The organism is Moraxella sp. K02 (assembly GCF_041154755.1).
Lineage (GTDB): Bacteria > Pseudomonadota > Gammaproteobacteria > Pseudomonadales > Moraxellaceae > Faucicola.
The window spans coordinates 1,348,738-1,375,129 of the sequence record NZ_AP031590.1; the positions used below are offsets into that span (position 1 = coordinate 1,348,738).

General features: G+C 41.7%; 22 protein-coding genes, 1 tRNA gene and 1 pseudogene. 8 read left to right on the forward strand and 16 right to left on the reverse strand.

Annotated elements, in window-relative coordinates; translation table 11 throughout:
• Nucleotides 1-11: 11 nt before the first annotated feature.
• From ACAM39_RS06080 to ACAM39_RS06095, 4 genes are all read right to left on the reverse strand, one after another.
• Nucleotides 12-2,180 carry a polysaccharide biosynthesis tyrosine autokinase gene (locus ACAM39_RS06080; protein ID WP_369627004.1) on the reverse strand — a complete coding sequence of 723 codons (2,169 nt, stop codon included), beginning with the start codon at nucleotides 2,178-2,180 and terminating at the stop codon, nucleotides 12-14.
• A gap of 100 nt (nucleotides 2,181-2,280) precedes the next feature.
• Nucleotides 2,281-2,712 carry a low molecular weight protein-tyrosine-phosphatase gene (locus ACAM39_RS06085; RefSeq protein ID WP_369627005.1) on the reverse strand — a complete coding sequence of 144 codons (432 nt, stop codon included), beginning with the start codon at nucleotides 2,710-2,712 and terminating at the stop codon, nucleotides 2,281-2,283.
• Nucleotides 2,713-2,729: 17 nt separating this feature from the next.
• Complete coding sequence (locus ACAM39_RS06090; RefSeq protein WP_369627006.1) at nucleotides 2,730-3,848, reverse strand: polysaccharide biosynthesis/export family protein; 1,119 nt, start codon at nucleotides 3,846-3,848, stop codon at nucleotides 2,730-2,732.
• 306 nt (nucleotides 3,849-4,154) lie between these two features.
• Nucleotides 4,155-4,241 (reverse strand) — tRNA-Leu (locus ACAM39_RS06095).
• A gap of 242 nt (nucleotides 4,242-4,483) precedes the next feature.
• On the opposite strand from ACAM39_RS06095, the gene modA reads away from it, so the two are divergent.
• A complete protein-coding gene (modA, locus tag ACAM39_RS06100; protein WP_369627007.1) occupies nucleotides 4,484-5,425 on the forward strand; it encodes a molybdate ABC transporter substrate-binding protein in 942 nt (313 codons plus the stop codon).
• A 40-nt stretch (nucleotides 5,426-5,465) separates the two neighbouring features.
• Here modA and ACAM39_RS06105 read toward each other — a convergent pair whose 3' ends face one another.
• From ACAM39_RS06105 to ACAM39_RS06120, 4 genes are all read right to left on the reverse strand, one after another.
• The gene (locus tag ACAM39_RS06105) at nucleotides 5,466-5,885 is read right to left on the reverse strand and encodes an HIT family protein (RefSeq protein ID WP_369627008.1); all 420 of its coding nucleotides are present in this window, start codon (nucleotides 5,883-5,885) and stop codon (nucleotides 5,466-5,468) included.
• 70 nt (nucleotides 5,886-5,955) lie between these two features.
• Nucleotides 5,956-7,314 carry a serine hydrolase domain-containing protein gene (locus ACAM39_RS06110; protein WP_369627009.1) on the reverse strand — a complete coding sequence of 453 codons (1,359 nt, stop codon included), beginning with the start codon at nucleotides 7,312-7,314 and terminating at the stop codon, nucleotides 5,956-5,958.
• 96 nt (nucleotides 7,315-7,410) lie between these two features.
• On the reverse strand, nucleotides 7,411-8,310 hold the full coding sequence (locus ACAM39_RS06115; RefSeq protein ID WP_369627010.1) for a MaoC family dehydratase: 900 nt from the start codon (nucleotides 8,308-8,310) through the stop codon (nucleotides 7,411-7,413).
• Nucleotides 8,311-8,565: 255 nt separating this feature from the next.
• Nucleotides 8,566-9,948, reverse strand: coding sequence for a 3-oxoacyl-ACP reductase (locus ACAM39_RS06120; RefSeq protein WP_369627011.1), 1,383 nt, complete (start codon nucleotides 9,946-9,948; stop codon nucleotides 8,566-8,568).
• Nucleotides 9,949-10,295: 347 nt separating this feature from the next.
• On the opposite strand from ACAM39_RS06120, the gene ACAM39_RS06125 reads away from it, so the two are divergent.
• The gene (locus ACAM39_RS06125; protein WP_369627012.1) at nucleotides 10,296-11,609 is read left to right on the forward strand and encodes an acetyl-CoA C-acetyltransferase; all 1,314 of its coding nucleotides are present in this window, start codon (nucleotides 10,296-10,298) and stop codon (nucleotides 11,607-11,609) included.
• Between the two features lie 119 nt (nucleotides 11,610-11,728).
• On the opposite strand, the gene ACAM39_RS06130 is transcribed toward ACAM39_RS06125, so the two are convergent.
• Nucleotides 11,729-12,019 (reverse strand): YeaC family protein, encoded by a 291-nt coding sequence (locus ACAM39_RS06130; RefSeq protein WP_369627013.1) that lies wholly within the window; start codon nucleotides 12,017-12,019, stop codon nucleotides 11,729-11,731.
• Nucleotides 12,020-12,271: 252 nt separating this feature from the next.
• On the opposite strand from ACAM39_RS06130, the gene ACAM39_RS06135 reads away from it, so the two are divergent.
• A complete protein-coding gene (locus ACAM39_RS06135; RefSeq protein WP_369627014.1) occupies nucleotides 12,272-14,299 on the forward strand; it encodes an Lnb N-terminal periplasmic domain-containing protein in 2,028 nt (675 codons plus the stop codon).
• A 36-nt stretch (nucleotides 14,300-14,335) separates the two neighbouring features.
• On the opposite strand, the pseudogene ACAM39_RS06140 reads toward ACAM39_RS06135, so the two are convergent.
• From ACAM39_RS06140 to ACAM39_RS06160, 5 genes and pseudogenes are all read right to left on the reverse strand, one after another.
• Nucleotides 14,336-14,467: pseudogene (locus ACAM39_RS06140) on the reverse strand (AEC family transporter); the annotation flags it as partial.
• 11 nt (nucleotides 14,468-14,478) lie between these two features.
• Complete coding sequence (locus ACAM39_RS06145) at nucleotides 14,479-15,585, reverse strand: RNA-guided endonuclease InsQ/TnpB family protein (protein ID WP_369627015.1); 1,107 nt, start codon at nucleotides 15,583-15,585, stop codon at nucleotides 14,479-14,481.
• Nucleotides 15,586-15,748: 163 nt separating this feature from the next.
• Entirely contained in the window at nucleotides 15,749-17,635 is a 1,887-nt protein-coding gene (gene mnmG, locus ACAM39_RS06150; RefSeq protein ID WP_369627016.1) for a tRNA uridine-5-carboxymethylaminomethyl(34) synthesis enzyme MnmG, read from the reverse strand.
• A 207-nt stretch (nucleotides 17,636-17,842) separates the two neighbouring features.
• Nucleotides 17,843-18,127, reverse strand: a complete 285-nt coding sequence (locus ACAM39_RS06155) for a hypothetical protein (protein ID WP_159374837.1) — start codon at nucleotides 18,125-18,127, stop codon at nucleotides 17,843-17,845.
• 170 nt (nucleotides 18,128-18,297) lie between these two features.
• The gene (locus ACAM39_RS06160) at nucleotides 18,298-19,218 is read right to left on the reverse strand and encodes a DUF3025 domain-containing protein (protein WP_369627017.1); all 921 of its coding nucleotides are present in this window, start codon (nucleotides 19,216-19,218) and stop codon (nucleotides 18,298-18,300) included.
• Nucleotides 19,219-19,529: 311 nt separating this feature from the next.
• Here ACAM39_RS06160 and ACAM39_RS06165 point away from each other — a divergent pair, with 311 nt between their 5' ends.
• Nucleotides 19,530-20,474, forward strand: a complete 945-nt coding sequence (locus ACAM39_RS06165) for an RDD family protein (protein WP_369627018.1) — start codon at nucleotides 19,530-19,532, stop codon at nucleotides 20,472-20,474.
• Here the strand turns inward: ACAM39_RS06165 and ACAM39_RS06170 are convergent.
• Entirely contained in the window at nucleotides 20,471-21,109 is a 639-nt protein-coding gene (locus tag ACAM39_RS06170; RefSeq protein WP_369627019.1) for a methyltransferase domain-containing protein, read from the reverse strand. The two genes, ACAM39_RS06165 and ACAM39_RS06170, sit on opposite strands and share 4 nt — an antisense overlap.
• Nucleotides 21,110-21,199: 90 nt before the next feature.
• On the opposite strand from ACAM39_RS06170, the gene ACAM39_RS06175 reads away from it, so the two are divergent.
• The 3 genes from ACAM39_RS06175 (at nucleotide 21,200) to ACAM39_RS06185 (ending at nucleotide 23,736) form a co-directional block, all read left to right on the forward strand.
• Nucleotides 21,200-21,412 (forward strand): DNA gyrase inhibitor YacG, encoded by a 213-nt coding sequence (locus tag ACAM39_RS06175; protein WP_201666419.1) that lies wholly within the window; start codon nucleotides 21,200-21,202, stop codon nucleotides 21,410-21,412.
• 79 nt (nucleotides 21,413-21,491) lie between these two features.
• On the forward strand, nucleotides 21,492-22,676 hold the full coding sequence (locus tag ACAM39_RS06180; protein ID WP_369627020.1) for an aspartate aminotransferase family protein: 1,185 nt from the start codon (nucleotides 21,492-21,494) through the stop codon (nucleotides 22,674-22,676).
• Between the two features lie 127 nt (nucleotides 22,677-22,803).
• Nucleotides 22,804-23,736 carry a manganese-dependent inorganic pyrophosphatase gene (locus ACAM39_RS06185; protein ID WP_128680897.1) on the forward strand — a complete coding sequence of 311 codons (933 nt, stop codon included), beginning with the start codon at nucleotides 22,804-22,806 and terminating at the stop codon, nucleotides 23,734-23,736.
• Between the two features lie 63 nt (nucleotides 23,737-23,799).
• Here the strand turns inward: ACAM39_RS06185 and ACAM39_RS06190 are convergent, their stop codons facing one another.
• Complete coding sequence (locus ACAM39_RS06190; protein ID WP_369627021.1) at nucleotides 23,800-24,807, reverse strand: TerC family protein; 1,008 nt, start codon at nucleotides 24,805-24,807, stop codon at nucleotides 23,800-23,802.
• Between the two features lie 398 nt (nucleotides 24,808-25,205).
• Between ACAM39_RS06190 and dinB the strand changes: the two genes are divergently transcribed.
• On the forward strand, nucleotides 25,206-26,261 hold the full coding sequence (gene dinB, locus ACAM39_RS06195; protein WP_369627022.1) for a DNA polymerase IV: 1,056 nt from the start codon (nucleotides 25,206-25,208) through the stop codon (nucleotides 26,259-26,261).
• The last annotated feature ends 131 nt before the right edge of the window (nucleotides 26,262-26,392 follow it).

The following is a 26,392-nucleotide window of genomic DNA, read 5'->3' on the forward strand; positions in this document are numbered from 1 at the left end:
TTTTTATGTCATTAATTTTTTGATTTATATTCATAACCGTAATGATAATTATAGGCGCCAATTAAAGACTGCTTAGCATCATTGAAAATAATCCCTTCTACTTTTACATTCGCACGTTGTAGTTTTTCGACTGCATAATTCACCTGTTTTACGTTTGAAACGTCATATCGTACGACAAATAAGACTGCATCCACCAATTGCCCTATCGATAGCGCATCTGAAGTGCCCATTACAGGTGAAGTGTCGATAATGATATAATCATAAAACTGACGATAAAAATCCAAAAGCGCTTTCATTTTTTCTTTCAAGAATAATTCTGAAGCGTGGCTATGCCCTTTTCCTCTGGGTATAAACTGCAGATTTTCGTATAGTGTGGTTTGAATCATATAGCTGCTATTAGCTGCATCAATCGTATCATCAACCAAATAATCGACCAATCCATTGATATTTGGCAAATTAAATCGATCTTGCAGATGACCTAACCTAGCATCCGCGTCAATTAACAGTACCCGTTTGCCTGTCATCGCCATTGCCACGGCAAGATTGGCAGCAATAAATGACTTACCGACACCAGGTCCTGCACCCGTTATCAACAATGTATTGCCATCGGTTTTTGTTGCATTAAACAATAAATGAGTGCGAATGGACTTAAAGCCTTCACTAACAATACCTTCAGGTTCAATTTTTTCAACCAAAGGAATTTTAGTTGATTTACTTTTTAACAACCGCGTTAATCGAGGCGAATGAGGAATGACACCAATAACCGGAACATCTGTGTTGTTCTCTAATTCTTCTAAATTTTTCACGCCCGCAAATAGCAATGACTTTAAGAAGGCCAGTCCGATGCCTAGCATTAACCCTAAAAGGGTCGCGATTAGAACAATTTGCGCTTTTTTTGGTGCAATAGGTTCATAGGTGTTAATAGGTAAATCTATGATGCGTACATTACCCAATTGTCCAGATTTGACAATTTGTAATTGCTCGTAGTTTTTGAGCATATTTAAATAAATTTCATTGCTAATCTTAACATCACTCGATAACTCTAAAAACTGACGTTGCACCTCTGGAATACGCGTGATATTTTGTTTAAGCGCGTCTTCTTTGTCTTTTAGCTCTTGTATTTGCATATTTAATTGCTTTAATACCGGATATTCATCCGTATAGCGCTCGGATAATTCTGCTCGTTTTAGCTCAAGTTCACGCAGGTTGGTTTCAATTGTCGCTCTTTGTGTGACCGCCAATTCCGCTTCTTTATCAATATCAACTGTCGCATTTTGCTCACGGAAATTATTAAATTTTGCTTCTGCTTCGGCAAGTTTTGATTTGAGTTTAGGCAGTTGCTCTTGCATAAATGCCAGGGTTTTAGTCGTTTCCGCGCTACTTTTATCAAGATTTTGCGTTTCATACATTTTAACGATGCGCGTTAATGTATGGGTGATTTCATCTTGATTAGCGCCTGTAAGTGAAGCGTCTAAAATGCCTGTTTGTTTACCTTTTTCAGCCACCGCAAGATTTGCTCTAAGGTTATCTATCGCCTTAGCCGGTGTAAGTTTACTCAAGTTATAAGAATAACCAGGTGCTAATGAAGTGACTTGAATATCTATATTACCCGCACTCATTTTAAAACGCGATGCCGTTGCAACTTTACCGGTAAACTCAGCGCCATCAGGCGAAATCAGCTTAAAATTTTGGCTGTCTATGGCAGTTAAAGTGAAATTTTTATTCTGGTAGGCCAAAGGGACATTAAATTCAGCTATCCATAATCCAACTTTTAAATTACCCACCCCATTGTCTGTATGACTAACTAGAACACTTTTCTTGGTAAGTAATTTGTCTAAAAAACTGTCTTTAAGTTGATTGACCGTTAAATCCAAATGCAATTGGTTAATGACAGGCCACAGAATCATACGAGAGTTGATGATTTCTACTTCTGTTTGAGCAGAACCATCTTGAGTGTTTAGAAGACCGGCAACATCCTCACCTAACGCAGAAACGCCTGAGGATTTTTTGTCAACTTGAATCAATGAGTTGGTTTTATAAATTGGCGTTGCCGATTGGGCATAATAGAGACCGCCTAATAAACCAAGTAACAGCATTGATAAAATTAATTTCCAATGATTTAACAAAGTTGCGATCAACGCTCTTAAATCAATTTCATCATCATTTACTTTCTGATCCATGCTTACTCACTTGATGCTAAACTACGATAAAATACATTTTAATTGTTACAGAATAAATAAATCTTTCTTATAATTTCGAAAAACTGGCTAGCGTCAGAATTTACGCTAATTTATCCTTCCAGCTTTCTACGGCTTTACTGAGCACTGCTCGACTTTCATAAAATTTGTCGATGGTAAGTTTATAAGGATCGGCTACATTTTCATTTATCCAATGGCCAATCCGATATACTTTGCCACGTTGGCTTGAATAATTTTGTTTGATCCAATTCTCTTGATCTTTGGACATACAAAGCACCAAATCAAATGCTTGCATCAATTCTTGGGTAAGCTGCTGGGCGCGATGACTACGAATATCAATATGCCATTCATCCATCACTTGAATGGCTTTGTCATCAGCCCCTTCCCCCACTAATGCGCTTAATCCCGCTGATTTTACGATTAGATTAGGATGTTGTTTCTGTAATAGCGCTTCACCGATAGGGCTGCGGCAGATATTACCGACGCATACCACTAAAACTTTTTTAAATGACATCGTTAATTTCCATGCGGTTAAAAGCTTCTAGCAATATTTGTAATTGAAGAGAATGGTAAGATTTGACTAATTACACGATTCCAACGTGTCAGACCTGTTGGGTCTACATACACGACATCACCCGGCTGCATTTTAAATCGATTTGCAACCGAAAAATTTGTAATGGAAGTTAAATCAATATGATAAATATTTGACTCGTTTTGGTAACTATTTTCTCTTAGTACGTATACCTTTTTGGCATTTGCAGAGGTAGGCACCATACCATTGGCTTCCCCAATCGCACTAATCAAACTTAATCCATTCTCAGGAATTTGGATGGTACTGGGTTTGGTAAACTCACCCATTACCGTGACTTTATGATTGGTAATATCACCGACTTTGATAGTATCACCATTTCTCAAATATAGCGAGTTTGGGGAATATCCGGCATTTTGTAGTGATTTAAAACCAAAGTTATAGCTTCTACCGTCGCGTATCAGCTGAATGTTATTGGTATCTGAGGTATTAATAGTACCGCCTGCCATACTGATTGCTGTATACAGATTGACGGGCTGATCCGCGATATCATACTGTCCAGGCGATTTTACCTGACCATCAACATAGAACTTATGCCCACGATAGGAAATAACCCGTACTTGCGGATCTGGGTGTTTAAGATAACGAGATAAACGGTTTGCTAGGTGGCTGGTGAGTTGTGAAACTGTTAAACCTTCAGCTTTCACTCGCCCTATCATGGGAAACTGCAAAAAACCGCTTTGGTCGACTAGGTAGCCACTTGCATAAATACTATTTCCTGCCGATTGAACACCTTGCGTGATTTCAGGATATCCTGGTAAGAATATTTCAATCACATCGCCTTTTGCAATTGTACTATAGGTTGCAGCGGACTTCGAAACAGGCGGAAATGAGATCGTTCTCGAGCCTAACAGGTTAGGCATAGGAATGTTATTTGCGGTTAATTCGGTCACATTAAAACGAATGCCATTATCTGCTACAAATGACACGGGTTGGTCGGGTACTGTCGATTCAGGCAATTTACCCACATTCATACCGCTAATAATTGCTGTTTTAGAGCTGCATCCAGCAAATGAAAGTGCAAAGATGAGAGGAGATAATTTTATGAGCTTTGCTAACATGTGACAATCTCGTAAGATAAAAGGCAAAATCTAACAGTTCTAATAGATATGGTGCGTAATTGTAATAAAAGTTGAATGCTACACGCTTGTAAATTTTGTAAATTTAAGTAAGCAATATGGCCGTCATCACCACTTAATTTTTTTATTAGCCCCTAACAAAAGTATTAGCACTGCGACTGAGTAACATGTAATCCATTATAGCATTATAGATTTGCTTGATAAACAATTAAAAATAATACCTTAATCATTCTTTTATACAGCAATTTTAACTCAAAAAAAAAGCTCCTGTTATTAGGAGCTTTAATTTGGTACCAGTGGTCGGACTCGAACCGACACGCTTTTAAAGGCAACGGATTTTGAATCCGTCGTGTCTACCAATTTCACCACACTGGCATAGATGGCCATAGCTTTTTAGTTTATCTGTAATCGGCTATGTGGGGTGGTATTTTAGCAACTTTATTTTTTTTTGCAACAACTATTTTCATTATTTCTGTTTCAAAACAAAAAACACGTAAAAAATAATTTTTCCATAAAATCGATACGTTTTTTACACACTCACTTACTACTTTGTATAGTATTCTTGCCCGTCACTTAATCATATTGTCGCTAAAAACTAGGGTTAAATTTGTAAATATATGTCTTTTAATCAACCTACCTCGATCTGTTTTAACACAATGCTATGTATTTTCACAGCATTGATAGTAGGTTGTAATTCATCAAATAGCAATCAAAACTCAACGACGTCAAATAACCAATCTGCCAAAGAACCTGCCAAAGCTATCTCAAAGAATGCGCCTGCCGCCTCTTCACCTAAAGCGATTGAAAATCTACGTATAGCCGCTTTTTCCAATCTTCGCATGGTATTGCCTATTTTGGTATCAGATTTTAATCACAATTACCCGAATATAAAGATTCAAATTACTTTTGCGCCCAATGCTGCGCTGTATGATACGGTCAATGCCAATCCTCAAAGCTTTGATATTTATTTGTCGGGTAATCAGAGTTATCCGAAGCAAATGCTTGCCAGTGTTAAGGGTGTTAAATCATCGCCCTTCACTTATACCCGGGGTCAGCTAGTGCTTTATAGTCATAAATACCCCATGGACATTAGCGCTACAACCACGCTCGATCAGTTGATGCTTGACAATAAACCCTTTAGTTTAGCGATAGCCAATCCAAAGAGTTTAGCTTATGGCGTGGCAGCAGAAGCCTGGTTGGTCAATCAAAATCTTTATAATAATATCCAGTCTAAGATTGTATATACCAATACCCTCGATGAAACTTTTGCGTTAACGGATAGTGGAAAAGCAGATTTTGGATTTGTAAGTCTGTCTCAAGTATTGAATAAACCCAATGACAATGCCCTTCAAAATGTGAAGACGCTAACCAATAACTATTTAATACTACCCAAAGATAGTTATCCGCCAATTCTGCAAGATGGGATAATTTTGAATCACCCTGAAACCAGTCAAATCTTTGTGGATTACCTAAAATCAGCAAAAGCACAAGATGTTTTAACCGATGCGGGGTTTTTGCCGATTTGTACCTCTACCACCATCTTACCGGCTTGCAAATAGGGGGTTGGGTTTTAACCATTTGCTACTTGCAAGTAGTTAATTAATTTGCAATTGCTGATTTTAATTGACTTGCCAATGCTGCTAGGCGTTCATGATCGCCTTGTCGATCTTCATGCAAGCCAAGATGATAGATACTGCTTGGAATCAAATGAACGTGGTAATGAAATACTGATTGTCCTGCCTCTGCATTATTTAACTGCATCTGCACAATACCTTGGCGGTTAAATACCTTGCGCTGCGCTGCCATGACTTTTTGCGCGGCGCTAAAAACTGCCGCAATGTAATCTGCTGGCATATCCGACAATTCAACGGCTTCACATTTTGGAATCACTAAAACATGCCCTTCTGCCATCGGCATGATATCCATGAAAGCAAGCGTTTTGTCATCTTCATAAACTTTATGGCTAGGAATCTCACCACGAAGAATTTTGGCAAAAATATTTTGATTGTCATACTGCATTGATTACATTCCTTTTATTGTTTAAATGGTGCTAAGAAACGAGACTAACAAACAAGCCTCAACAATTAGGCTAAGCAAAAAAATCCAATATCGTTTCATTCAAGATAAATTGTCGATCATCACCCAGCATAGTCACATCATAATTATGTACAAAACTGACTGCTAATGCGCGACTGGGATCACACCAAGCCATAGACCCATTATACCCCATATGTCCAAATGCATCAGACACATCATGGAACAGACTAAACACGCGATGGTAACCGAGTCGCCATGCCATAACCGCTGGCATGATTTTGTCAAATTGCTCATTGTGAATGGTTGAAAGCGCCTTAAAAACAGCAGAATTGATTAGCGTTTTACCTTGCCAAACACCGCGATTTGCAAGCATTGCATAGATTGTTGCCAATGCTATCGCACTGGCTACTCCATTTGCGGCAGGAATTTTCGCCTGCAGTGTGACAGGGTGATAATAATTAAATTGTCTGCTACCGATGGGTACCAGCGCAGATTTATAGTCTTCGATATTGATATTAGCAGGTTGAAAATACAGCGCGTTAATGGCTTGCGTCGTCAAAGGAGAGCCCGATTGAGACAATGTTAACCATGCTGGGTAAAAAGGCAGTGATTGATAAAATTGTAGCGTTGAGTCGGCATCTTGAGTGAGTAAAGGTTTAGCTTGAGTCTCTTTGGCACGTATTTGACCGGCAACCTGCTCGACTTTGTCTTTGGGTACCCCAAAGTAGACTTGACCGACCAAATTAAGCGGTTGCAATAAATAATATTCTAGGGCTTGCTGCAGGGGTAATTGCGTTACTTTTTCAATCAGCCCACCCAATACCCAGCCCGATACCAAGGCACTATAAGCCGCGCTGGAATCTGCATTGGAAGCCGCACTGGATTCGGTTGATTGATTAACAGACTGCTTATTATTAGCTGAACTATTACCTGAACTATGCGTATTAGTTGGACTATTCAACGCCATTTGCTCAACATTACTGAGCATCAGTTGCCAATCTAGCATGTCTTTGGCGTGTTCGGTAATACTGACAATATTAAATAATCCTGACTCGTGGGTTAGCATATCGCGCAAAGTGACGCTATCTTTGCCATTTTGGGCAAATGCTGGCCAATAACTAGCCAAGGTTTTATCATATGCTAAAAGATTTTGACTCACTAAAATATGAATCAACGTAACCAGTATGCCCTTGCCTGTCGAAAAATTCAGCGACAGGGTGGATGGCTGCCAAGGGGTAATTTGCTGGTTAGTTTTATCAATATTTGCTACGCCATGAGCCAGTTGAGTGACCGCTTTACCTTGATGAAAAATGACCAGACTGCAACCACCTACCTTTTGATTAAGATCAAATTTTGATAATAGTTGGGCTAGGTTTTGATTTAGCGCTTGATAATCCATTAAATCCTTCATTGCTTCAATAGCATCCTAAAAAATCCTGTGCTAAAAAACACCCTGCTAAAAAAATAGCCGCTTAACATTGAACCCTTATTGACCTTCTCTTTATCGCTATTTTTTAGCCTGCGCTTGGGTGATTTTCCCAATCAAATTGGCTTTTGGTGTAGTGGCATCATACACACCAAAATCCACCTGCTCGTCACGGTTATCAAATTTTGCGATAAACTCTACTTCAGAGGGCAAAAAAATCGGCAACTTAAACGTCACATCACAGGTAAAGCTCTCTGGCAAATCACCCAACGCACCCAAACATTTGGCTTTTGTCCACATACCATGTGCAATGGCTTTTGGAAAACCAAATGCTTTGGCGGATAAAGGATGCAAATGAATCAGATTAAAATCCCCAGAGATAAACGCATAGCGACGCCCAATATCTTCGGGAATTTCCCAAAATTCATGCATATCATTACTATCAAGTGTGGGCTTGGGTTCTACTTGCGTCGTCGATGCTTTGTGAGTCGTTTTTTTGCTTTTTTGGCGTGATAAATACGTCGAAGTCCCTTCCCAAACCAGCTCATCTTTTTCAAAAACTTTAGTCACAAAATCAAATTGCTTACCGCGATCATGGTCGCGCAGGTTAGCAAAGCTCACCGCCATTCTAAAAATTGCGCTATCTTTAATGCGCCGATATTGGGTAACAGTATTTTGCACATGAATCAAGCCTAGCATGGCAAAGGGAAATGGCTCTTTGACCATCATGTTCATCTGTAACGACTGTGACAGCACCGCAAAATACGTCGGCGGCACGTAGCTATTATTTTCAAAACCACAAATCCTACGGTAATCGGCTAAGTTATCATGGTCGATTTCAAGCGTATTGACGCTATAAGTAGCGCTAGGCAACACCGCATTGGCTGATTTGTCTTGGTCGCCAATGGGTAAAAAACTTTTAATAATATTGGCATAGGTGGTGTGCGGTTTTGGCAAACGACTAAAATTTTGGTCTGACATACAGACTGTCCTTACTTTTTTACTTTTTAAGCTTGAGCCAACAAAGGGCTGGCGATTGAATAGGGTTCGGGTATATTCCATTACTTTTTATTACCGTCAGATCTCAAAATCTGAGAACTTAGTTTATTATAATCGAATGTCACAATCTAATTGTTGATTTTTTGCATAAAGCTTAGTTTAAGTTTGACTTAGAAAAAATAATGGAAAAAATCAGTAGCGATATTTTCGATACTGATTTTTTCAGCCCGTCAATAATTACGCACCCAACACACTTTGACCACAGACGCGGACAATGTTGCCATTGACGCCGCCCGATGCAGGGCAAGCCAGCCAAGCAATGGTCTCAGCCACATCAATCGGCAAACCGCCTTGGCTCATTGAGTTCATCCTGCGACCTGCTTCTCGAATCGCAAAAGGTATGGCAGCGGTCATTTGGGTTTCGATAAATCCTGGCGCTACCGCGTTGATGGTAATACCGTTCTTTAACGTAGGCGCAGTCGCTTGTACCGCACCAATCACGCCAGCTTTGCTCATGGCATAATTGGTCTGTCCCAAATTGCCGGCAATACCGCTAATGGATGATACACATACAATTCTCGCGTTTTCATTGAAACTGTCATGACTGAGCAGATAATCATCAATTTTTTCTTCCGCATTGAGATTGACGTTCATGACGGCATCCCACATGTTATCATCCATTTTTGCCAATGTCTTGTCACGCGTTATGCCTGCATTGTGGACAATACCATCTAAGCCGCCACGCTTAGCTGCCGCTGCGGCTATTTTTTCGCCAGCATCGTCGGCGGTGATATCTAATGTTAAGGTAGAGCCGCCTATCTCACCTGCTACTTTTTGCAAGTCCGATTGCTGTGCAGCCACATCCACACAGATAACGTGTGCGCCATCACGCGACAATACCTTTGCGATGGCTTCGCCAATACCTCGGCTCGCGCCAGTCACCACCAGTGTTTTACCTTTTAAGGGCTTTTGCCAATCGACCGTGACTAGGTTGCCTTGACCCACTCTCACCACTTGTCCTGACACATACGCAGAACGCGGTGAGGCAAAGAAACGAAGCGTAGATTCAAGGTTTTGCGCCGCATTTGGGTCTACATAGATAAGCTGGCTTGTGATACCGCGCTTAAACTCTTTACCGACGGATTTGACAAATCCTTCTAAAGCACGCTGGGCTGCTGCCTGTGCGATACTGGTGCATTTTTCAGGTGGCAAGCCAATAACGATGACCCTACCTGAGCGGTCAATCGAACGCGCGATCGGATGAAAGAAGTTGTAAACTTGTTTTAGCTCATGGGTTGTGTTGATACCTGAAGCATCGAAAATAGCCACTTTAAAATACTGATTCGCGCCAAACTGCTCGGCGTCAATCTGTGCATTTTGTAAAGCATCACGCGCTGACTCATTGGCGTCTAGATAGACATCGGCTTGCACATTGGCTAATACTTTGGCGATGTCATTTGCTATGACAGCGTTTTCACTGACTCCAAAAATGACACTACCGGTAATAGGTGCTTGACCGTCTTTATAACGCTCAAGGTTGACTGGCATCGGTAAACCCAAATTTTGGGCAATCTTACGTCCCAATGGATTTTGAACGAATTCGGAATAATGGTCTGACATAAGGACTCCTTTGAATAGTTTGTTTTGCTTAGGCTATTAGATAAGGCTCAATTAAATACTAAGTTCAACACTGAGTAAAACACTAATTTAAAAATATTTTCTGTCTAAATTCTATACCAATCAAGCAATATTGAACAGTCATATCAAATAAAATTTTATTGGTGTTAGCAATTTATATAAATTATTGTTATATATATACCTTTAATGGGTATTTTTGTCTGCGTTTTATGGTAACATCACTGCAACTTAAAAAGTTTAGTTATTTTTAAAAGATTTCGTTATTTTTAAAAATTATTTGGTTTAAGCTTAGCCAATTTTTTTAATTAATTGCTCAAAAGGACTTTTCTATGGACAATTTTCAACACCCCACTCATCAACCTGCTGGTAAAAAGGTCGCTATTTTAGGTGGCAACCGTATTCCGTTCGCCCGTTCAAATGGTCAATATACCAATGTCAGCAACTCTGAAATGTTGACAGCTGCGCTTAACGGCTTGGTGGAACGCTATAACTTACAAGATAAACGCTTGGGTGAAGTAGTGGCGGGCGCGGTCATTAAATTAAGCCGTGATATCAATCTTACTCGTGAATGTGTGTTAAGCACGGCATTGAGTCCGCAAACGCCTGCTTATGATGTGTCACAGGCGTGTGGTACTGGGCTGCAAGCGGCTTTCGCGGTGAGCAATAAAATCGCCTTGGGACTGATTGATTCAGGGATTGCTGGCGGTGTTGACACCACTTCTGATGCCCCTTTAGGCATTGGTGATGGGCTGCGTAAAGCGCTGTTAAAACTTAATAATGCCAAAACCAATAAAGATCGCTTGCAAGCGTTATTAAGCGTTAATCCAAAAGACTTGATTGATGCACCGCAAAATGGTGAACCTCGTACCAAATTATCGATGGGTGAGCACCAAGCCATCACCGCACTTGAATGGGCGATCACCCGTGAAGCACAAGATGCGTTTACCTTTAACAGCCATAAAAACTTGGCACGTGCGTATGATGAGGGGTTTTTTGATGATTTAATCACGCCATTTAAGGGTTTGACACGCGACAATAATCTACGTCCTGATATTTCGTTAGAAAAATTGGCGTCATTAAAACCTGTATTTGGTAAGAAAAATGCCAACCCAACCATGACGGCAGGTAACTCAACACCGTTGACCGATGGCGCATCTTGTGTGTTATTAGGCACAGATGAGTGGGCTGCAGCGAATGGATTAAAACCGCTTGCTTATCTCACCTACCAAGAAACCGCTGCGGTTGATTTTACCGGTAAAAAAGGCGTTAAAGAAGGCCTCTTGATGGCACCTGCGTATGCTGTGCCACGTATGTTGGAACGTGCAGGATTAACGCTGCAAGACTTTGATTATTATGAAATTCACGAAGCATTTGCCTCACAGGTATTGTCTACGCTTGCTGCGTGGGAAGACGAAAGTTTTTGCAAAGAACGCTTAGGTCTTGATAAGCCACTTGGCGCGATTGACCGCAGTAAACTTAACGTAAATGGCTCATCACTTGCTGCAGGGCATCCGTTTGCCGCAACCGGTGGTCGCATTCTTGCCAGCACCGCTAAACTACTGGATCAAAAAGGGTCAGGTCGTGCGCTGATTTCTATCTGTGCGGCGGGCGGACAAGGTGTAGTCGCCATTCTAGAAAAATAATCAACTAGCTAATACTAAGTACTTATACTTAAGTACTTAGTATTCAAATAACTGATAAATAAATACTTAATAAAATAGTGTAAAAAAGGCGAGAAAATGCTCTCGCCTTTTTTTATCGCCTAACTAAATTTAATCGGTTTTTCGCCATCTTCATCTTGCGATTTATTTGGGTAGTGATGATCATGACCGATATCACAGTCTTCTGCCGCTTTTTTGGGACGATGAATATAGCCAGTGCGCTCTTCTACACCCAAAAATTCATGCTCCCATACCATCACCGCTTGCATACAAGTTTGACGCTGTTCTTCCGTCAACTTTCGACCATCTTCCCATTTGCCAAGCGAAATTGCTTGACGAAATTTTTCAACAATTTCAGGCGTTAACGCTGATAAAATCGCTTGTTTATCCATGACTGAATTGTCCTTATACCCTTCAATAAATCACAATAGTTTAAAAAAATTTTGCTAAATAATTAAAAAATTATAGCAAATTAAGCGGATAAAATCTATTTGGCAAGTTGTCTTACAGTCGGCTAGCTGCCTACAATGATGTGATTACAAATTGGGCAATGTTAATTCGCACACAGATATTATATGCTTTGCTTATCAAAAATTGTGAAAACTTAGCTTATAAAACTTATCTTATAAAAAAAGAGCACCCATATGAACTTTCTCAAATACAGCTATCATCAACACGCTGTAACCCGTGTTTTTAATCAAAAGAAAACAGCTTTTACTCAAAAGCAGTTAGCTAAAGCAGTCTTTGTATTGAGCCTAATATCCGCTCAACATTATGCGTTAGCAGCGCCTGTGTCACATGTATCACCTGCGCCAGCTCAGCAATTCTCGTCACATACAGCCCTATCTACGCCGACGCCTATTACCACTACCCAAGCACTGCAAACGGCATTGACATCAGCCCATGAGCAAAACTTAGCGGCGCAAAAAGCATGGCTGCGGTTGTTGTATTATCCTGAAACAGTCACCAGAAAACAGCCCTTTGAAAGTCGGGTCAACAATCGTTTTAACCCACAAGCGAGCCAACGACAATTTTTTGCCAGCACACAAGGCGCCAAAAATCCACAAGCAGAACTTGATGAAATCCTTACACAGTTATTTCACCCAAGCGAAAAAAATAATGCCTCTGTCCAATGTCGCTTTCCCGCTCGTACACAGTGGCTCATTGAAAACTTAGCCATCGATACCTCAAGCCTACCCCATCAACATTGTGATGCGCTCGATTCATGGCTACAAAAAATCAATCCCCAATCCGTCTCATTAATTTTTGCCAGTGAGTATTTAGATAGCCCACCGTCTGCGTTTGCCCATAGTTTTTTGCGATTTGATAATGCCGATCTTAGCAATCAATACTATTTGAATTTCACGCCGAAAGTCACCGACGGTGAGCATTTTTTAAAATTTGCTTACAAATCCAGTATCGGTGGCAATGCGGGCGAATTTACCATGACCAATTATCAGCAAGGTATCAAAGAATATTTGCAAGATAATGGGCGCAATGTATGGCAATATCAGCTCAATCTTACCGATAAACAGGTTAAACAACTTGCCTATCGAACTTGGGAAATCAAAGACCAAAACTTGCCCTATTATCTGTTATCCGATAATTGCGCCTCTGAAATTTTAGTGTTACTAAATTCTATTTTTCCCGATAAAAATTTTTTAGTGAATAACTCCCCAATGATTTCCCCTGCCCAAGTGGTACGCATGTTAAATCGCGAAAATTTGATTCGCTCTACCAATTTTAGTCCTTCCACACCGACCGTTGTGCAAGCGCAATTAAATGCCCGCAACACGGCAAATCATCCCAAGGCTTTTAACAATACCCATCAAAATCGGGCGTTAAGTTCTCAGATATTGCCTAGCCGAGACAATCCTGAACTGGCTAATCCTTTAAGTCGATTTGATATTGGGATTAGCCAGCAGTCGCTTGATAGTGTGAGTGGACGACCTAAATTAGACAGTAACCAGGCTATCACTTTAAATTACCGCATGGTGTATCGTGATGCGTTGGATAAAATTGATGGTTATCCCATAGGCTCACAATTGACGGCATTGAGTATGGGTCTTAGCATCCACGACAACGCAGACCACCAAGATAGCGTGCAACTTGAGCAGCTAGGATTATTTGATGTGCGTTCATTTCATCCGATTAATAGCGCAAAAAAGGGTATTTCATGGGGTGGTAATATTGGCTTACAGCGAGTCTTTGAGGGTATCAAGGCTATTAACAAAGATGACCGCAGCGCTACAGACAATCATTTGGTCGCAAATATCAGCGGTGAATTTGGTAAAAGCGTGGCAATCGGTAGCGCTGCCCCAAACACAGGCGATATGCCCGCCAATATTTGCTATGGCTTGGGCACTATTGCAGCGCAGTTTGGTAAAGGCTTATACCATGGTTATCGTGCTGGGCTTGGCGTCAATGTCGGGTGCAATGCGGAATTGCGTCCAAATTGGCGTGCGATATCAGAATTAAAACTGCCATTTTGGATAAGTGGCGATAGCGATAATGAAAGCTATTGGCAGCCTAAAATCAGTATTGGTAGTCAATATGATATCAATCAAACCAATGCGATTCGGGTTACCGCTAGCCGTGAATGGTTGCCAAAGTCTGACAATATCGATAACGTTGATGAAGTTGCGCTAAAATGGCTACACTACTTTGAATAATCTACTTTGAATAATCTACGACTAGCCAATTTTGTGCTAAGCCAAGCCAAAATGGCGTAACAACGCCATGCCGATGGCTAGACTAAACATGGAAAACACGGTGGTAAATCCTAAAATATTGGCCGCTAATATTTCATTGCCGCCCATGCTACGAGCCATCACTTGACTTCCTCCCCTCCCTATCGTTCGGGGATTCCTTCTACAAGACGGTCAAGCCCAACCGCAAGAATGTTCCGACTGGCGTTAATATCTCTATCATGCCATGTGCCACACGAAGCACATATCCATTCTCTTATTCCAAGCGATTTTCTACCTTTCGGACTATTGGCGGTGATTTCACCGCAACACGAACATCGCTGGGTCGTGTATCTCTCATTCACGATTTCAAAACGGCAACCTGCGTTCTCGCATTTGTAGGTCAGTTGCCTTTTGAGTTCAAACCAGCCTGCATCGTAAACCGATTTGGCGAGTTTGCCTTTTTTACTATTAAATTGATTACTCTGAATATCACCGACCACGATTAGCGCATTATCTTTAACTAATTGGGTGGTGAATTTATGGATGAGGTCTTGGCGTGTGTTTTTGATTTTGGCATGGATTGCCTTGACACGCTGTTTGTTTTTGGCACGTTGGGCGGTGGCTAAATCTTTGGCATAGTTGAGCGTTTGTTTGATTTGTAATTTATTGCCTTTTGAGGTGGTAGCACTGTCTTTTAAGCCTAAGTCAATGCCTACGCTACCCGTTCCGCATTGTGTCTTGGGGTAGTCTTTGACGGTGATACAGGCATACCAACGGTTACGGCTGTCTTGTACCAATTCGCATGTGTTGATTTGGTATAGGCTAAGGTTGTAGCTGTCCCATAGGTTGATGATTAGCTTTTGCCCTTTGGCTAAACTAAGCTGTAAGGTGGATTTTAAGCCTTTTTTACCTGTTTGGTGTGTGGCAATATGCTTAATGGCAGATTGTTTAAACGGTAGCCAGCCTAATGATTTACGTTTTGAATTTGGGTTGTTGGTTCGCCAGTTTAGTTTGGCTTTTTTGAATTGTTTTCTAGCTTTGGCATGGGTTTCATTGATTGCCTGAATAGTCTGACTATGCAAGCCTAGTAACTCACCACTACCTTTGGTGTAGTCGTTTAGGTCGTAAGCACTAAAGAATTTACCAGTTTTTTGTAGGTGCTTATAACTCAAGTCATTGACATAGTTCCATACGAAATTAACCGAACCGCTTAAGTTATTAAGCTGTGCTGTGTGCTTATCTCGTATGCGTAACTTGAGTGTTTTCATGGGTTTATTCTAGCATGTTTTATATTCTTTGTGCGTGAATATGGTTGCTTAAGCTGCCTTATATCCACCGCCTGAAGTCGGTGGTTTTACGGCAACAGAGGATAAAAAAGTCCCAAGTTTGGCACATACCAATACCATGGGACTTATGTAGCATGGTGTAAAGTTAGGAGCTTAGCACTTCACGCGCTTTTTTGCTTTTTTTAATCATCATTGCCAAAAGCTGTACCGCAGCTGGCGTGACACCGCTAATGCGACTGGCTTGGGAAAGCGTCGTTGGGCGCACTTTTTCAAGTTTTTGCACGATTTCATTGGAAAGCCCAGAGATATCATGATAAGTAAAATCCTCTGGAATGAGCGTGTGTTCAAGTTTTTTCATCTGACCGATTTCAACTTGCTGACGATCGATATAACCGGCGTATTTGACACCAATTTCTATTTGCTCACCCACTTCAGCAGACACAGGAGATTCGGTCAATTCGCTAATATCATCAAATGACACGTTCGGACGTTTTAACAAATCCAGCGCGTTATTCTCTTTGGTCAATACTTCGCCGGTTTTATTGATAAATGATTGACCCAGCGTATTAGTGGGCGTTGCCCAAAGCGAGCGTAAACGTGCGGTTTCTTGCTCAATCGCTGTCATTTTATCGCTATACACTTGCCAGCGCGCATCGTCCACCAGTCCTAAGTCGCGCCCAATTTCTGTCAAGCGTTGATCGGCATTGTCTTCACGTAGCAGCAGACGGTATTCGGCACGACTGGTAAACATACGATACGGCTCCTTAGTGCCATGGGTGATAAGATCATCTACCAACACACCGATATAGGCTTGGTCGCGGCGCGGTGTCCAAGCATCCAGTCCTTGGGTACGACGTGCGGCATTTAACCCAGCTAAGATACCTTGTGCAGCGGCTTCTTCATACCCTGTCGTTCCGTTGATTTGACCGGCAAAAAATAGGTTATCAATCGATTTGGTCTCAAGGCTTGGTTTAAGATTTTGCGGGTCAAAATAATCGTATTCAATCGCGTAGCCAGGACGCAAGATGTGCGCATTTTCCAGCCCTTTCATCGAGCGCACTAAAGCCAACTGAATATCAAATGGCAGACTGGTTGAAATTCCATTGGGATAAAGCTCATGGGTGGTCAACCCTTCAGGCTCAATAAAAATCTGATGGCTGTCTTTATCAGCAAACCGATGAATTTTATCTTCAATCGATGGGCAATAACGGGGGCCAATGCCTTCAATCACCCCTGAATACATGGGTGAGCGATCTAACCCGCTGCGGATAATGTCATGGGTGCGTTCATTGGTATGGGTAATATAGCAGTTGATTTGGCGCGGATGCATAGACACATCGCCCAAATACGACATGACTGGCAGTGGTGTATCCCCTGACTGAACGGTCATGGCACTAAAATCTACCGTGCGCGCATCAATGCGTGGGGGCGTGCCTGTTTTGAGACGTCCAACCGGCAGCTTGAGTTCACGCAATCTATCTGCCAAACGGATGGAAGGCGGATCGCCTGCACGTCCACCTTTGTGGTTTTCCAGTCCAATATGAATAGTACCGCCTAAAAAAGTGCCAGACGTCAACACCACTGCGCCACAAGCAAATTCAATCCCTGATTGGGTAACCACGGCTACGGCTTTGCCGTTCTCAACCAAAATATCATCCGCCGCTTGTTGGAAAATATCCAAGTTTGGCTGATTCTCTAAGGTATAGCGAATCGCCGCTTTATATAAAATACGGTCCGCTTGGGCTCGTGTGGCACGGACAGCGGCACCTTTACGGCTATTTAACACACGAAACTGAATCCCTGCTTTGTCGGTGGCAAGCGCCATAGCACCGCCCAACGCATCGACTTCACGCACCAAATGCGACTTGCCAATCCCGCCAATCGCAGGATTACAGCTCATCTGTCCCAAGGTTTCAATATTATGCGTCAATAACAGCGTCTGCTGACCCATGCGCGCAGCAGCTAGCGCCGCTTCTGTACCAGCATGACCGCCACCAATCACAATTACGTCGTAGATTTTAGGGTATTTCATCGTGTCACCCATGATTCGCTTGTCAATAAAAACTGACAATTATACCATGCTTAAAAGGCTATCGATTATTTTTTTATCAATGGCAATCATTGAGCATTTAGGGTGATACTTTGCTTCAACAATCACCAACAACATGGCGAAAAAATCTAACTCGTAAAAAAATCCAAGTCATTCGGCTTGGATTTTGATTGATTCACGGATTCATAGTTATTGTGAATCGATTTGGCTATCGCGAATGATTAATAATTCGTCTTTTAAACTTGTGACTTTAAGTTCGTTGGCATCATTAAACACTTGAATGTTAGCGCCTTTGCTATCTTTATAATCTTTATGACGACGAAAGTTGTGCTCAATTTCAAAACGCACCACCGTCGCAAGCAATGATTGCAATTCTGCTAACGTATAATTTTCCCATTGAATTTCAAGATGTGGGGCTAATTTACCTGTAATCATACGAACTTTATTATCAATTTTGACGACTTTGGTGGTCATGCCGATGCTCCAATATTTTTATTAGTAATTATGAGTTTCATCAATAAATGCGACTGGATGAACTAGAGGTTGCTTTAATGCTAACGGATTAACCGGCTTTTATCAAGCAAGATTCATAGACTGGGCAATCACCCCAACCACTGCTATAAATTGTCTGTTCACTGGTGTAATCAGTCATGCAATGGAAAAATAGGCGCGCTGAACGCTCTTGGACCCCTAAAAACAGCCTCATCTTGATAAAATGCGGGTATCACATTGTCAGCACTATAGCCAGGGATACCCATCACAGGTAACGGCTGAAAGCTTTTGGATGATAGCTTAACTGAATTGCCCGCCAAATCTGGCATTGCTAGCTCTCGAAATAGCTTAGCAATTGCGGTATCAAGCTGGTTTCTCTGACTCGCTATGGATTGCTCAAACCAACCCTCATCTACTAAAATCAGCAAGGTATGACTGGTGATATTTTTTCTTGGGTTAACCAATTTTTCAAGCAGGGCATGACCAAATGGAAAAAAGGCAATGGTACGATGTTGAGCCAACCAATTTGCTCTATGAGTGACCAAAGCTGCGTGCCATTTAAATGCTTGTAACTGTTCAAGCAATAGTCTATTTGAACTCACCACAATGCCGCCATTTTCATCAAATACGGTTAACGCATTACGCAGCGCTGTTCTGGCGTTATGAATACCATGTCGCAAAATATCTTTGGCATGGAGTTCGTTAAATACCGCTTTAGCCTGCGGAAAATTCAGCCAAATCAAACCGTTAAGTAAATCATGGTGATTGTCACGGGTTGGAATTTTACCTGTCTTGGCAATAAAACTTTCATAAGCCTCGCCCTCAGGCAGACACGCTTGGTCAACAAAGCGAATCGGTAATTTTTCAAAATTGCCTATACGGCTGGCGTTTACATGCTCATATCTATCCAAATCAGCATTCAAATTTTCAACAATATTGATAGCAGGGGCATGACTATGTGTTGCATGAGTATATGTTGCATCAAGCTTGGGGAAATTCGGAAAATAAGTCAAATAGTGATACCAAGGTTTATCAAAATCAATGCTGACATTGGTGGGATGAGTTGCTGACATAAATACAATCTGACAATATAAGAACAAGTATAAGAATAAGAAAAATAATCGTAGGCTAAACCAAAAATATTAGCATACTTTTGGTTCAGCCTATGATAGATAATTACCACCTACCAATCATTACTAGCCATCATTACCACCCAAGCATAGCTAATGGTTTAGATGCTGTTGACGTCAATCCATAAGGATATCGCGTTTTTTTGAATAACATGCCTTGTATAATAAGCGATTTTTAGCACGATGTTGCAAAACATCATATAATAAGATACAGTCATTCAAATTTTACCACCCAGTAGAAGTAGAGTTATTACATGCATATTTTTCTAGCTCGCAACAATGTGCAAGCCGGCCCTTATACCCTTGAACAACTCAATCAAATGCTTGCCACAGGGCAAGTGTTACTCACTGATTTGATGTGGCATCAAGGGATGGATAACTGGAACACAGTCAATGCGATGACGGATGGACAATTTTTTTACCGTCCAACGATTGATGAAAGCTTGCCAGTCGATACCCACCAACGTGAGCAGCCCGCTTCTGATGAAGCAGATTATATTATTAACAACACGCCTAATCCTATATCGCCTTCAGAAGACGCTGAGAATGTTTGGGATCGGTATTCAGCGAATAACCCGCACAAATCCCCTAACCCTACCAAGGTCACATTGACCAAAAAACTTGGCTCAAACCAAGACATTGCCCATGCCAAAAAACAGTTAGACCTTGCCAGCATCGGTAGTCGTATCGCAGCAAAATTAGTAGATACCCTGCTTATGGTATTGGCGTCGTCGCCCCTGTTCATTTCCCTGTACAACAGCCCAAATTTTGATAAATTACTCAAATGGGCAGAAGCAGGACAAACCCGATTGACATCTGCCCAGCAGATGGAACTCATGTCAGCATTACCTGAACATATATTGTTGTTGACCAATATTTTGGTATGGGGCTTAATGATTGCGCAAGTCCTATTATTGATGCGCCGTGGTCAGACTATCGGTAAAATGATAATGGGCATACGCATTTTGGATCGCAAGTCCAATGCCATTCCTGGATTTTTTAATTTAATCATTATGCGTGGGTTATTTACCACATTGGCTTACTCTTTATCGATTTTTGGTTTGGTTGTGTTAGTCGTTGATTTGGTCATGATGCTCACCAGCAAAGAGCGATTAAGCCTACATGATAAAATCGCCAAAACTTATGTGGTACGTGCCGATGACACCCAAACCACGCCCCTTGCGTTAAAACCTGACTAAAGTGAATTAAAATCATCAAACCGTGTGGTATAACCATGCGGTTTTTTTATGCTCAGTTGCCAACACGCCTCGCCACGCGCTAGGTATTTCACCTCAAAATGCGTGCGTTCACTATGATTGGGTACTTGGGTTTTCTCCACCGGTACTTGCCAAACCGTCTGTGCTTTATGCTCAGCTTCATCAATATAACTTTCAATGTTACTGGCAAGTATAAGCTCGCCACCTGGTTTTAACCGAGACAGCAACCACTCAAAAAACGGCATGTTAAGCCAGCGTTGGTTGGGATTGTGCGGTTCTGGATTGGGGTAAAGAATAAACACCCCTGATAAGCTTTGGGCAGGTACAGCATGGGTGACCCAAGCAATGGCATCGGCATGAATAGTCGTTAAATTAGACAACTTTGCTTGATTCGCCATTTTTTGCATGGCTTGATATTTTTCTGCAGTACGTTCAATCGCGATGAGATGGGCATTGGCATTATCGCTGGCAAAACTCAAGGCATGCTTGCCTTTCCCTGCACCGATTTCAAGAAAAATGGCGGGTTGCTGCCAAAATGTTGCGGCAAGTGGCTGAAAATCTCTGGGATGACGGATACGATCGGGTTGAAACGGTCTAGTAAATTGATGACTTAGCATGAACAGTCGCTTGATTCGCCCAAAAAAAAGGATTTATAGTATACTATGGCAAATAATCCGATACACCATTTTTCAGAATACCTTTTGTTTATGTCTAAAACCGAGCACACCCCATCAAATGCACCTGTCAAAACTTACCCCTGTCCGCGCTGTGGCAAACCCACCGTTTGGGCAGATAACCCCACCAAGCCATTTTGCAGTGCACGCTGTAAGCTCATTGACTTAGGCGCTTGGGCGAATGAGGACTATAAAGTCGGTGCAGAAGACACCCCGTTTAGTGACGAATTAGACGCTTTTAAATAACGTAGATTTGATTGGTTAGTGATTTCGCTAGCTATGAATTGCTAACTATGATTCGCTAACTATGATTAAAGGAATCCCCATGAGCTCTTATTTACTCCCCACCTATAAACGCCAGCCCATTAGCTTTGTCAAAGGTCAAGGTAGTTACCTTTATACCGCTGACGGAACGCCGTATTTGGATGCGTTAACAGGGATTGCTGTTTGTGGCCTGGGGCATTGTCATCCGCGTATCACTGCCGCGATCGCCGATCAAGCCGCAACGCTTGTGCATACTAGCAATCTTTTTGGTATTGATTGGCAAGAGCGCGCGGGTGAAAAGTTATGCCAAGTCGCAGGCATGGATAAAGTATTTTTTGCCAATAGCGGTGCCGAGGCCAACGAAGCGGCATTAAAAATGGCGCGACTGTTTGCATCAAATCGTGGTCAAACCCAAGCCAAAGTGATTGTGATGGAAAAATCCTTTCATGGACGCACCTTACTGACCGTATCCGCCACCGCAAATCCAATGGCTAGAGCAGGATTTTTTACCTTAGATGATGATTTTATTCGCGTGCCTTTTGGGGATATTGAAGCGATTAGCCAAGCGATTGCCGATAACGACAATGTTTGCGCTGTGATGCTTGAGCCTATCCAAGGTGAAAGTGGCGTCAATACTGCGACCAATGGCTTTGATTTTTTAAGCCAAGTTCGCAAAGTTTGCGATGACCATGACTTACTAATGATTTTAGATGAGGTGCAAACGGGCAATGGTCGTACGGGGCGATACTTTGCTTATCAATATTCCTCCATCAAACCTGATATTTTGACCACAGCAAAAGGTTTGGGGAATGGTTTTCCTGTGGGTGCTTGCATGACCAGCGCAAAAGCCAATGATATTTTTAGCTATGGTTCACACGGTTCAACGTATGGTGGTACGCCGCTTGCTTGCCGTGTGGTTAGCGAAGTGATTGATGTCATTGATGATGAGAATATGATGGCAACTACCCTTAGCAATAGCGCAGCATTGATTGAGCAAATCACCAGCGAGCTGGGTAGCCAAGGGGTTACTGTACGCGGAAAAGGCATGATGCTAGGGGTGGTGCTGCCACAGGATCGCGGCATTGCCTTTGATAGCTTGGTCGATAAAGCGCGTGACAATCATCATCTAATCATTAATGTCGCAGGCGGTAATGCCATTCGTTTATTGCCACCGCTCAACATGAGTGCCGATGAAACCGTCCAAATCGGTGAGCGCCTCATTCACCTTATCCAATCAGCCCTGTAGTTTTGTTGCACTTAATGGTAAAGTTAGCCGATTAGTCAATATCGGCTTTTTCATCGCAAACTTGCCAGTCAACCGTTTGATTTTGACAAGATGATATAATAGCTGTGTTTTATATTGGGGTAATTTTATGACAACCATTGCTGTTTTTGGGCACAAAAAACCGGATACCGATGCTATTGTATCCGCCATCGTCATGGCCTATTGGCTCAATCAACAAGGTATAGATGCCAAAAGTTACCGCTTAGATGATATCAATCAAGAAACCAAATTTTTAATTGAACTTGCTAAAGTCCGATTACCAGAATTACTCACCCATCTTGAGCCTGACCAACTCGCTGCTTTAGTCGATCATAATGAAAGCCAGCAATCGATTGCCAATCTAGCAGACGCCCGTATTTGTTACCTTGTCGACCATCATAAACTTGGTGATTTGACCACTGCCGAACCTGCCTATATTCGATTTGAACCTGTCGGATCTACCAGCACCATTTTATACCATATGTTTATGGAAAAGAATTTGCTGATTTCTCAGCAAATGGCGACATTGATGGCAGGTGCAATTATTTCTGATACGCTTAATCTGACAGGTCCTACCACTACAGACAGTGACAAACGAGCGTTACAAGCAGTCATTCACCTTGCAGGGATTCACGATACAAACCGCTTTGCCAATCAATTATTCGATGCAAAAAGCAATATCAGCGACTTAACGGATGATGCGTTAGTCACTACCGATTATAAACAGTTTATTTTCTCAAATAAAAAATGGGCAATCGCTAGTATCGAAACTGTTAATCCTGATGTGGTGTTTTCGCGCATTGAGGGTATCCAACAAGCCAGTGAACTAATCCGCCAAAGAGATGGCTTGGATTATATGCTAGTTATTATTGTTGATATTTTACAACAGCAGTCTTGGGCGGTTGGTAGCAACGATGCACAAAATGAAATCATTGAGCAAGCATTTGATACCAGACTCAATGATAAATTGCTTGATTTGGGTAACTTGATCAGCCGAAAAAAACAATTTGTGCCTACTTTAGAAGCATTTTATGCCAAATAGTCAGTTTTTAATTCACAAAAAAGGGCTAAATTGTTAGCCCTTTTTTTTATTCAAAAATATTTTTTATGCTTCAACTTTACCCAAATTCGGAAACTTTACCGATAAAATCGCTGTCACTGTTAGTACGGTAGCAATAAAGCCTAACGAGATAGCCATCGGCACATGGAACACATCAAGCAGTAGCATTTTGGCGCCAATAAACACCAAGATAACACTAAGCGCATAAGGCAATAAATGGAATTTATCCGCCAAACCCGATAACAAGAAGAACATCGCCCGTAGACCCAAAATGGCCAGCAAGTTTGCCGTCAAAACAATAAACGGGTCGGTAGTGACCGCAAAAATTGCAGGAATTGAATCCACCGCAAAAATCACATCCGACAATTCAACCAAGATAAGCACCACCGCTAACGGGGTAAAATATTTTACGCCATTTTTCACTAACACAAACCGCTCTTGGCCTGATGCATCATGGCTGTCATCGCTGATTTTCAGATGTTTTTGTAAAAACTTATATAAGCCTGACTGCTTCGGGTCTTCTTGCTCATCGTGGTTTTGCCACATTTTTACCCCGGTGTAGAGCAAAAACGCACCGAAAATATATAAAATCCAGCTAAACTCCGTGACAAGCCAAGCCCCTGCAAAAATCATCACCGTGCGCATGACAATCGCACCAATCACCCCGTACAGTAAAATCTTCCGTTGCATCGCAGGCGACACCGCAAACGCCGCAAAAATCATCAGCCATACAAAAACATTATCAATGGCGAGCGATTTTTCCAGTAAATATCCTGTAAAAAACTCCCCTACTTTTTGAGTGGCGATATCACCGCCAAAATTTTGTGCTAGATACCACCATAGACCGGCTGCAAACAGCACAGACACGCCCACCCAAATGGCACTCCAAATACCCGCTTGTTTCATCGAAACCGCTTCACCATTTTTTGGGGTTTTAAAGGTAAAAAAATCAACCAATAACAGTATCGCTACGATAGCAAAGAACACGGCATATAGCATGGGACTGCCAATGCTCATGGGTTCTGTCATTTGATTCACTGCTGCAAGTAACATTATCGCTCCTTAGTATGCATTCACAAACTATGGTTGGCAATAAGTCAAAGGATTTTGGGAAATGCTAAGCACAAAAAAACCTTGACTCACACCGACCAAATATGTGGTTGTGTTAAGTCAAGGTCTGGCTTACTATTTGATGATTAGCTCAATATATGGCTAAAAAATAGCTGATTTACCGGTAAGCGGCTGCTTACGTAATGACGATAAATCACAAACTGTTAAAGTGAGAAGTTACTCCCCTTGATACCGATAATGTAGCAGATTACAGACTACTTATCAATTGAATTTATCAATCAGTAAATTTTGAATTTATTGTTTATATTAGCTAGCGTCTTTATGTTTAACAAGTTAATTAAATACTTTCCCCGTATAGTTAGAATGGTAAACTAACATCCATGCGTAAAATTATTCATATCGATATGGATGCGTTCTTTGCCAGTGTTGAGCAACGGGATAATCCTGAGTTACAAGGTAAACCATTGGTCGTTGGCGGTGACCCCAATGGGCGTGGTGTCGTCGCAGCAGCAAGTTATGAGATACGCAAGTTTGGTGTGCATTCTGCCATGTCATGCTATCGAGCCCGTCAGCTGTGTCCCCAAGCAATTTTTGTCAAACCACGTTTTGAGGTGTATCAAGAAGTTAGTGAGCAAATTCGTACCATCATGCACCAATATACGCCACTGGTCGAACCCTTATCACTGGATGAGGCGTATCTGGATGTGACCGATAGCCCGTATGAAAAAAATTCTGCGACACTAATCGCCAATCGCATTCGCCAACAGATTTTGCGGCAAACGCAACTGACCGCTTCAGCAGGCGTGTCTTATAACAAAATGCTTGCCAAAATCGCGTCAGATTTAAATAAACCCAACGGTATTGCGGTTATCACACCTGAGCAAGGATTGGACTTTATCGCCAATTTACCGGTAAAAAAATTTCACGGGATTGGCAAAGCCACCGTCAAAATGTTGCATGACATGGGTATATTTACAGGATTGGATTTACGCAATACCCCAGCGGACGTATTAAAACAACGCTTTGGCAAACGCGGTGATTTCTTTCACCAGATTGCCCACGGTATTGATAATCGAGAGGTTAAAGCTGAGCGCAACCATAAATCTGTCGGTTCTGAGACAACATTTTTACAAAATACCATGGATGATAAAGTCATTGTGGCTGCCCTATATCGCGAAAATAGCCAAGCGTTTAAAGATTTACAAAAAAAGCAGCGTTACGCTCGCACCATCACCATTAAAATCAAATACAGCGATTTTAGTGTGATTACCCGTTCTCATAGTATTTCCTCCTACTTTGAACAAGAATCTGATGCCCATTATTGGATTCAATGGTTATATGAGCATACCCCAAAACTTTTACCCGTACGTTTGGTTGGGGTGACTTATTCAAATTTGCTGCAAGCTGAAGCCTCGCCACAGATGCCATTACTATAAGCCAAATTTTGCCAAGATATTTTTTAGCTAAACGTTCAAAAATTTTTATGTAAGTGCTAACAACAGCAAAACCCTGCTATGTTGCAGGGTCTTACTTTATTGTTATCCTACTTAATTAAAAGCTATCCTAC

Coding starts and splice junctions, on each gene's coding strand:
- modA (WP_369627007.1), top strand. CDS start 4,484: ATGTCTTTTAATCAACCTACCTCGATCTGTTTTAACACAATGCTATGT.
- ACAM39_RS06180 (WP_369627020.1), top strand. CDS start 21,492: ATGAGCTCTTATTTACTCCCCACCTATAAACGCCAGCCCATTAGCTTT.
- ACAM39_RS06120 (WP_369627011.1), bottom strand. CDS start 9,948: ATGTCAGACCATTATTCCGAATTCGTTCAAAATCCATTGGGACGTAAG.
- ACAM39_RS06160 (WP_369627017.1), bottom strand. CDS start 19,218: ATGTCAGCAACTCATCCCACCAATGTCAGCATTGATTTTGATAAACCT.
- ACAM39_RS06175 (WP_201666419.1), top strand. CDS start 21,200: ATGTCTAAAACCGAGCACACCCCATCAAATGCACCTGTCAAAACTTAC.
- ACAM39_RS06165 (WP_369627018.1), top strand. CDS start 19,530: ATGCATATTTTTCTAGCTCGCAACAATGTGCAAGCCGGCCCTTATACC.
- ACAM39_RS06110 (WP_369627009.1), bottom strand. CDS start 7,314: ATGAAGGATTTAATGGATTATCAAGCGCTAAATCAAAACCTAGCCCAA.
- ACAM39_RS06080 (WP_369627004.1), bottom strand. CDS start 2,180: ATGGATCAGAAAGTAAATGATGATGAAATTGATTTAAGAGCGTTGATC.
- ACAM39_RS06090 (WP_369627006.1), bottom strand. CDS start 3,848: ATGTTAGCAAAGCTCATAAAATTATCTCCTCTCATCTTTGCACTTTCA.
- ACAM39_RS06135 (WP_369627014.1), top strand. CDS start 12,272: ATGAACTTTCTCAAATACAGCTATCATCAACACGCTGTAACCCGTGTT.
- ACAM39_RS06105 (WP_369627008.1), bottom strand. CDS start 5,885: ATGCAGTATGACAATCAAAATATTTTTGCCAAAATTCTTCGTGGTGAG.
- ACAM39_RS06185 (WP_128680897.1), top strand. CDS start 22,804: ATGACAACCATTGCTGTTTTTGGGCACAAAAAACCGGATACCGATGCT.
- ACAM39_RS06170 (WP_369627019.1), bottom strand. CDS start 21,109: ATGCTAAGTCATCAATTTACTAGACCGTTTCAACCCGATCGTATCCGT.
- ACAM39_RS06155 (WP_159374837.1), bottom strand. CDS start 18,127: ATGACCACCAAAGTCGTCAAAATTGATAATAAAGTTCGTATGATTACA.
- ACAM39_RS06085 (WP_369627005.1), bottom strand. CDS start 2,712: ATGTCATTTAAAAAAGTTTTAGTGGTATGCGTCGGTAATATCTGCCGC.
- ACAM39_RS06190 (WP_369627021.1), bottom strand. CDS start 24,807: ATGTTACTTGCAGCAGTGAATCAAATGACAGAACCCATGAGCATTGGC.
- mnmG (WP_369627016.1), bottom strand. CDS start 17,635: ATGAAATACCCTAAAATCTACGACGTAATTGTGATTGGTGGCGGTCAT.
- ACAM39_RS06145 (WP_369627015.1), bottom strand. CDS start 15,585: ATGAAAACACTCAAGTTACGCATACGAGATAAGCACACAGCACAGCTT.
- ACAM39_RS06125 (WP_369627012.1), top strand. CDS start 10,296: ATGGACAATTTTCAACACCCCACTCATCAACCTGCTGGTAAAAAGGTC.
- ACAM39_RS06115 (WP_369627010.1), bottom strand. CDS start 8,310: ATGTCAGACCAAAATTTTAGTCGTTTGCCAAAACCGCACACCACCTAT.
- dinB (WP_369627022.1), top strand. CDS start 25,206: ATGCGTAAAATTATTCATATCGATATGGATGCGTTCTTTGCCAGTGTT.
- ACAM39_RS06130 (WP_369627013.1), bottom strand. CDS start 12,019: ATGGATAAACAAGCGATTTTATCAGCGTTAACGCCTGAAATTGTTGAA.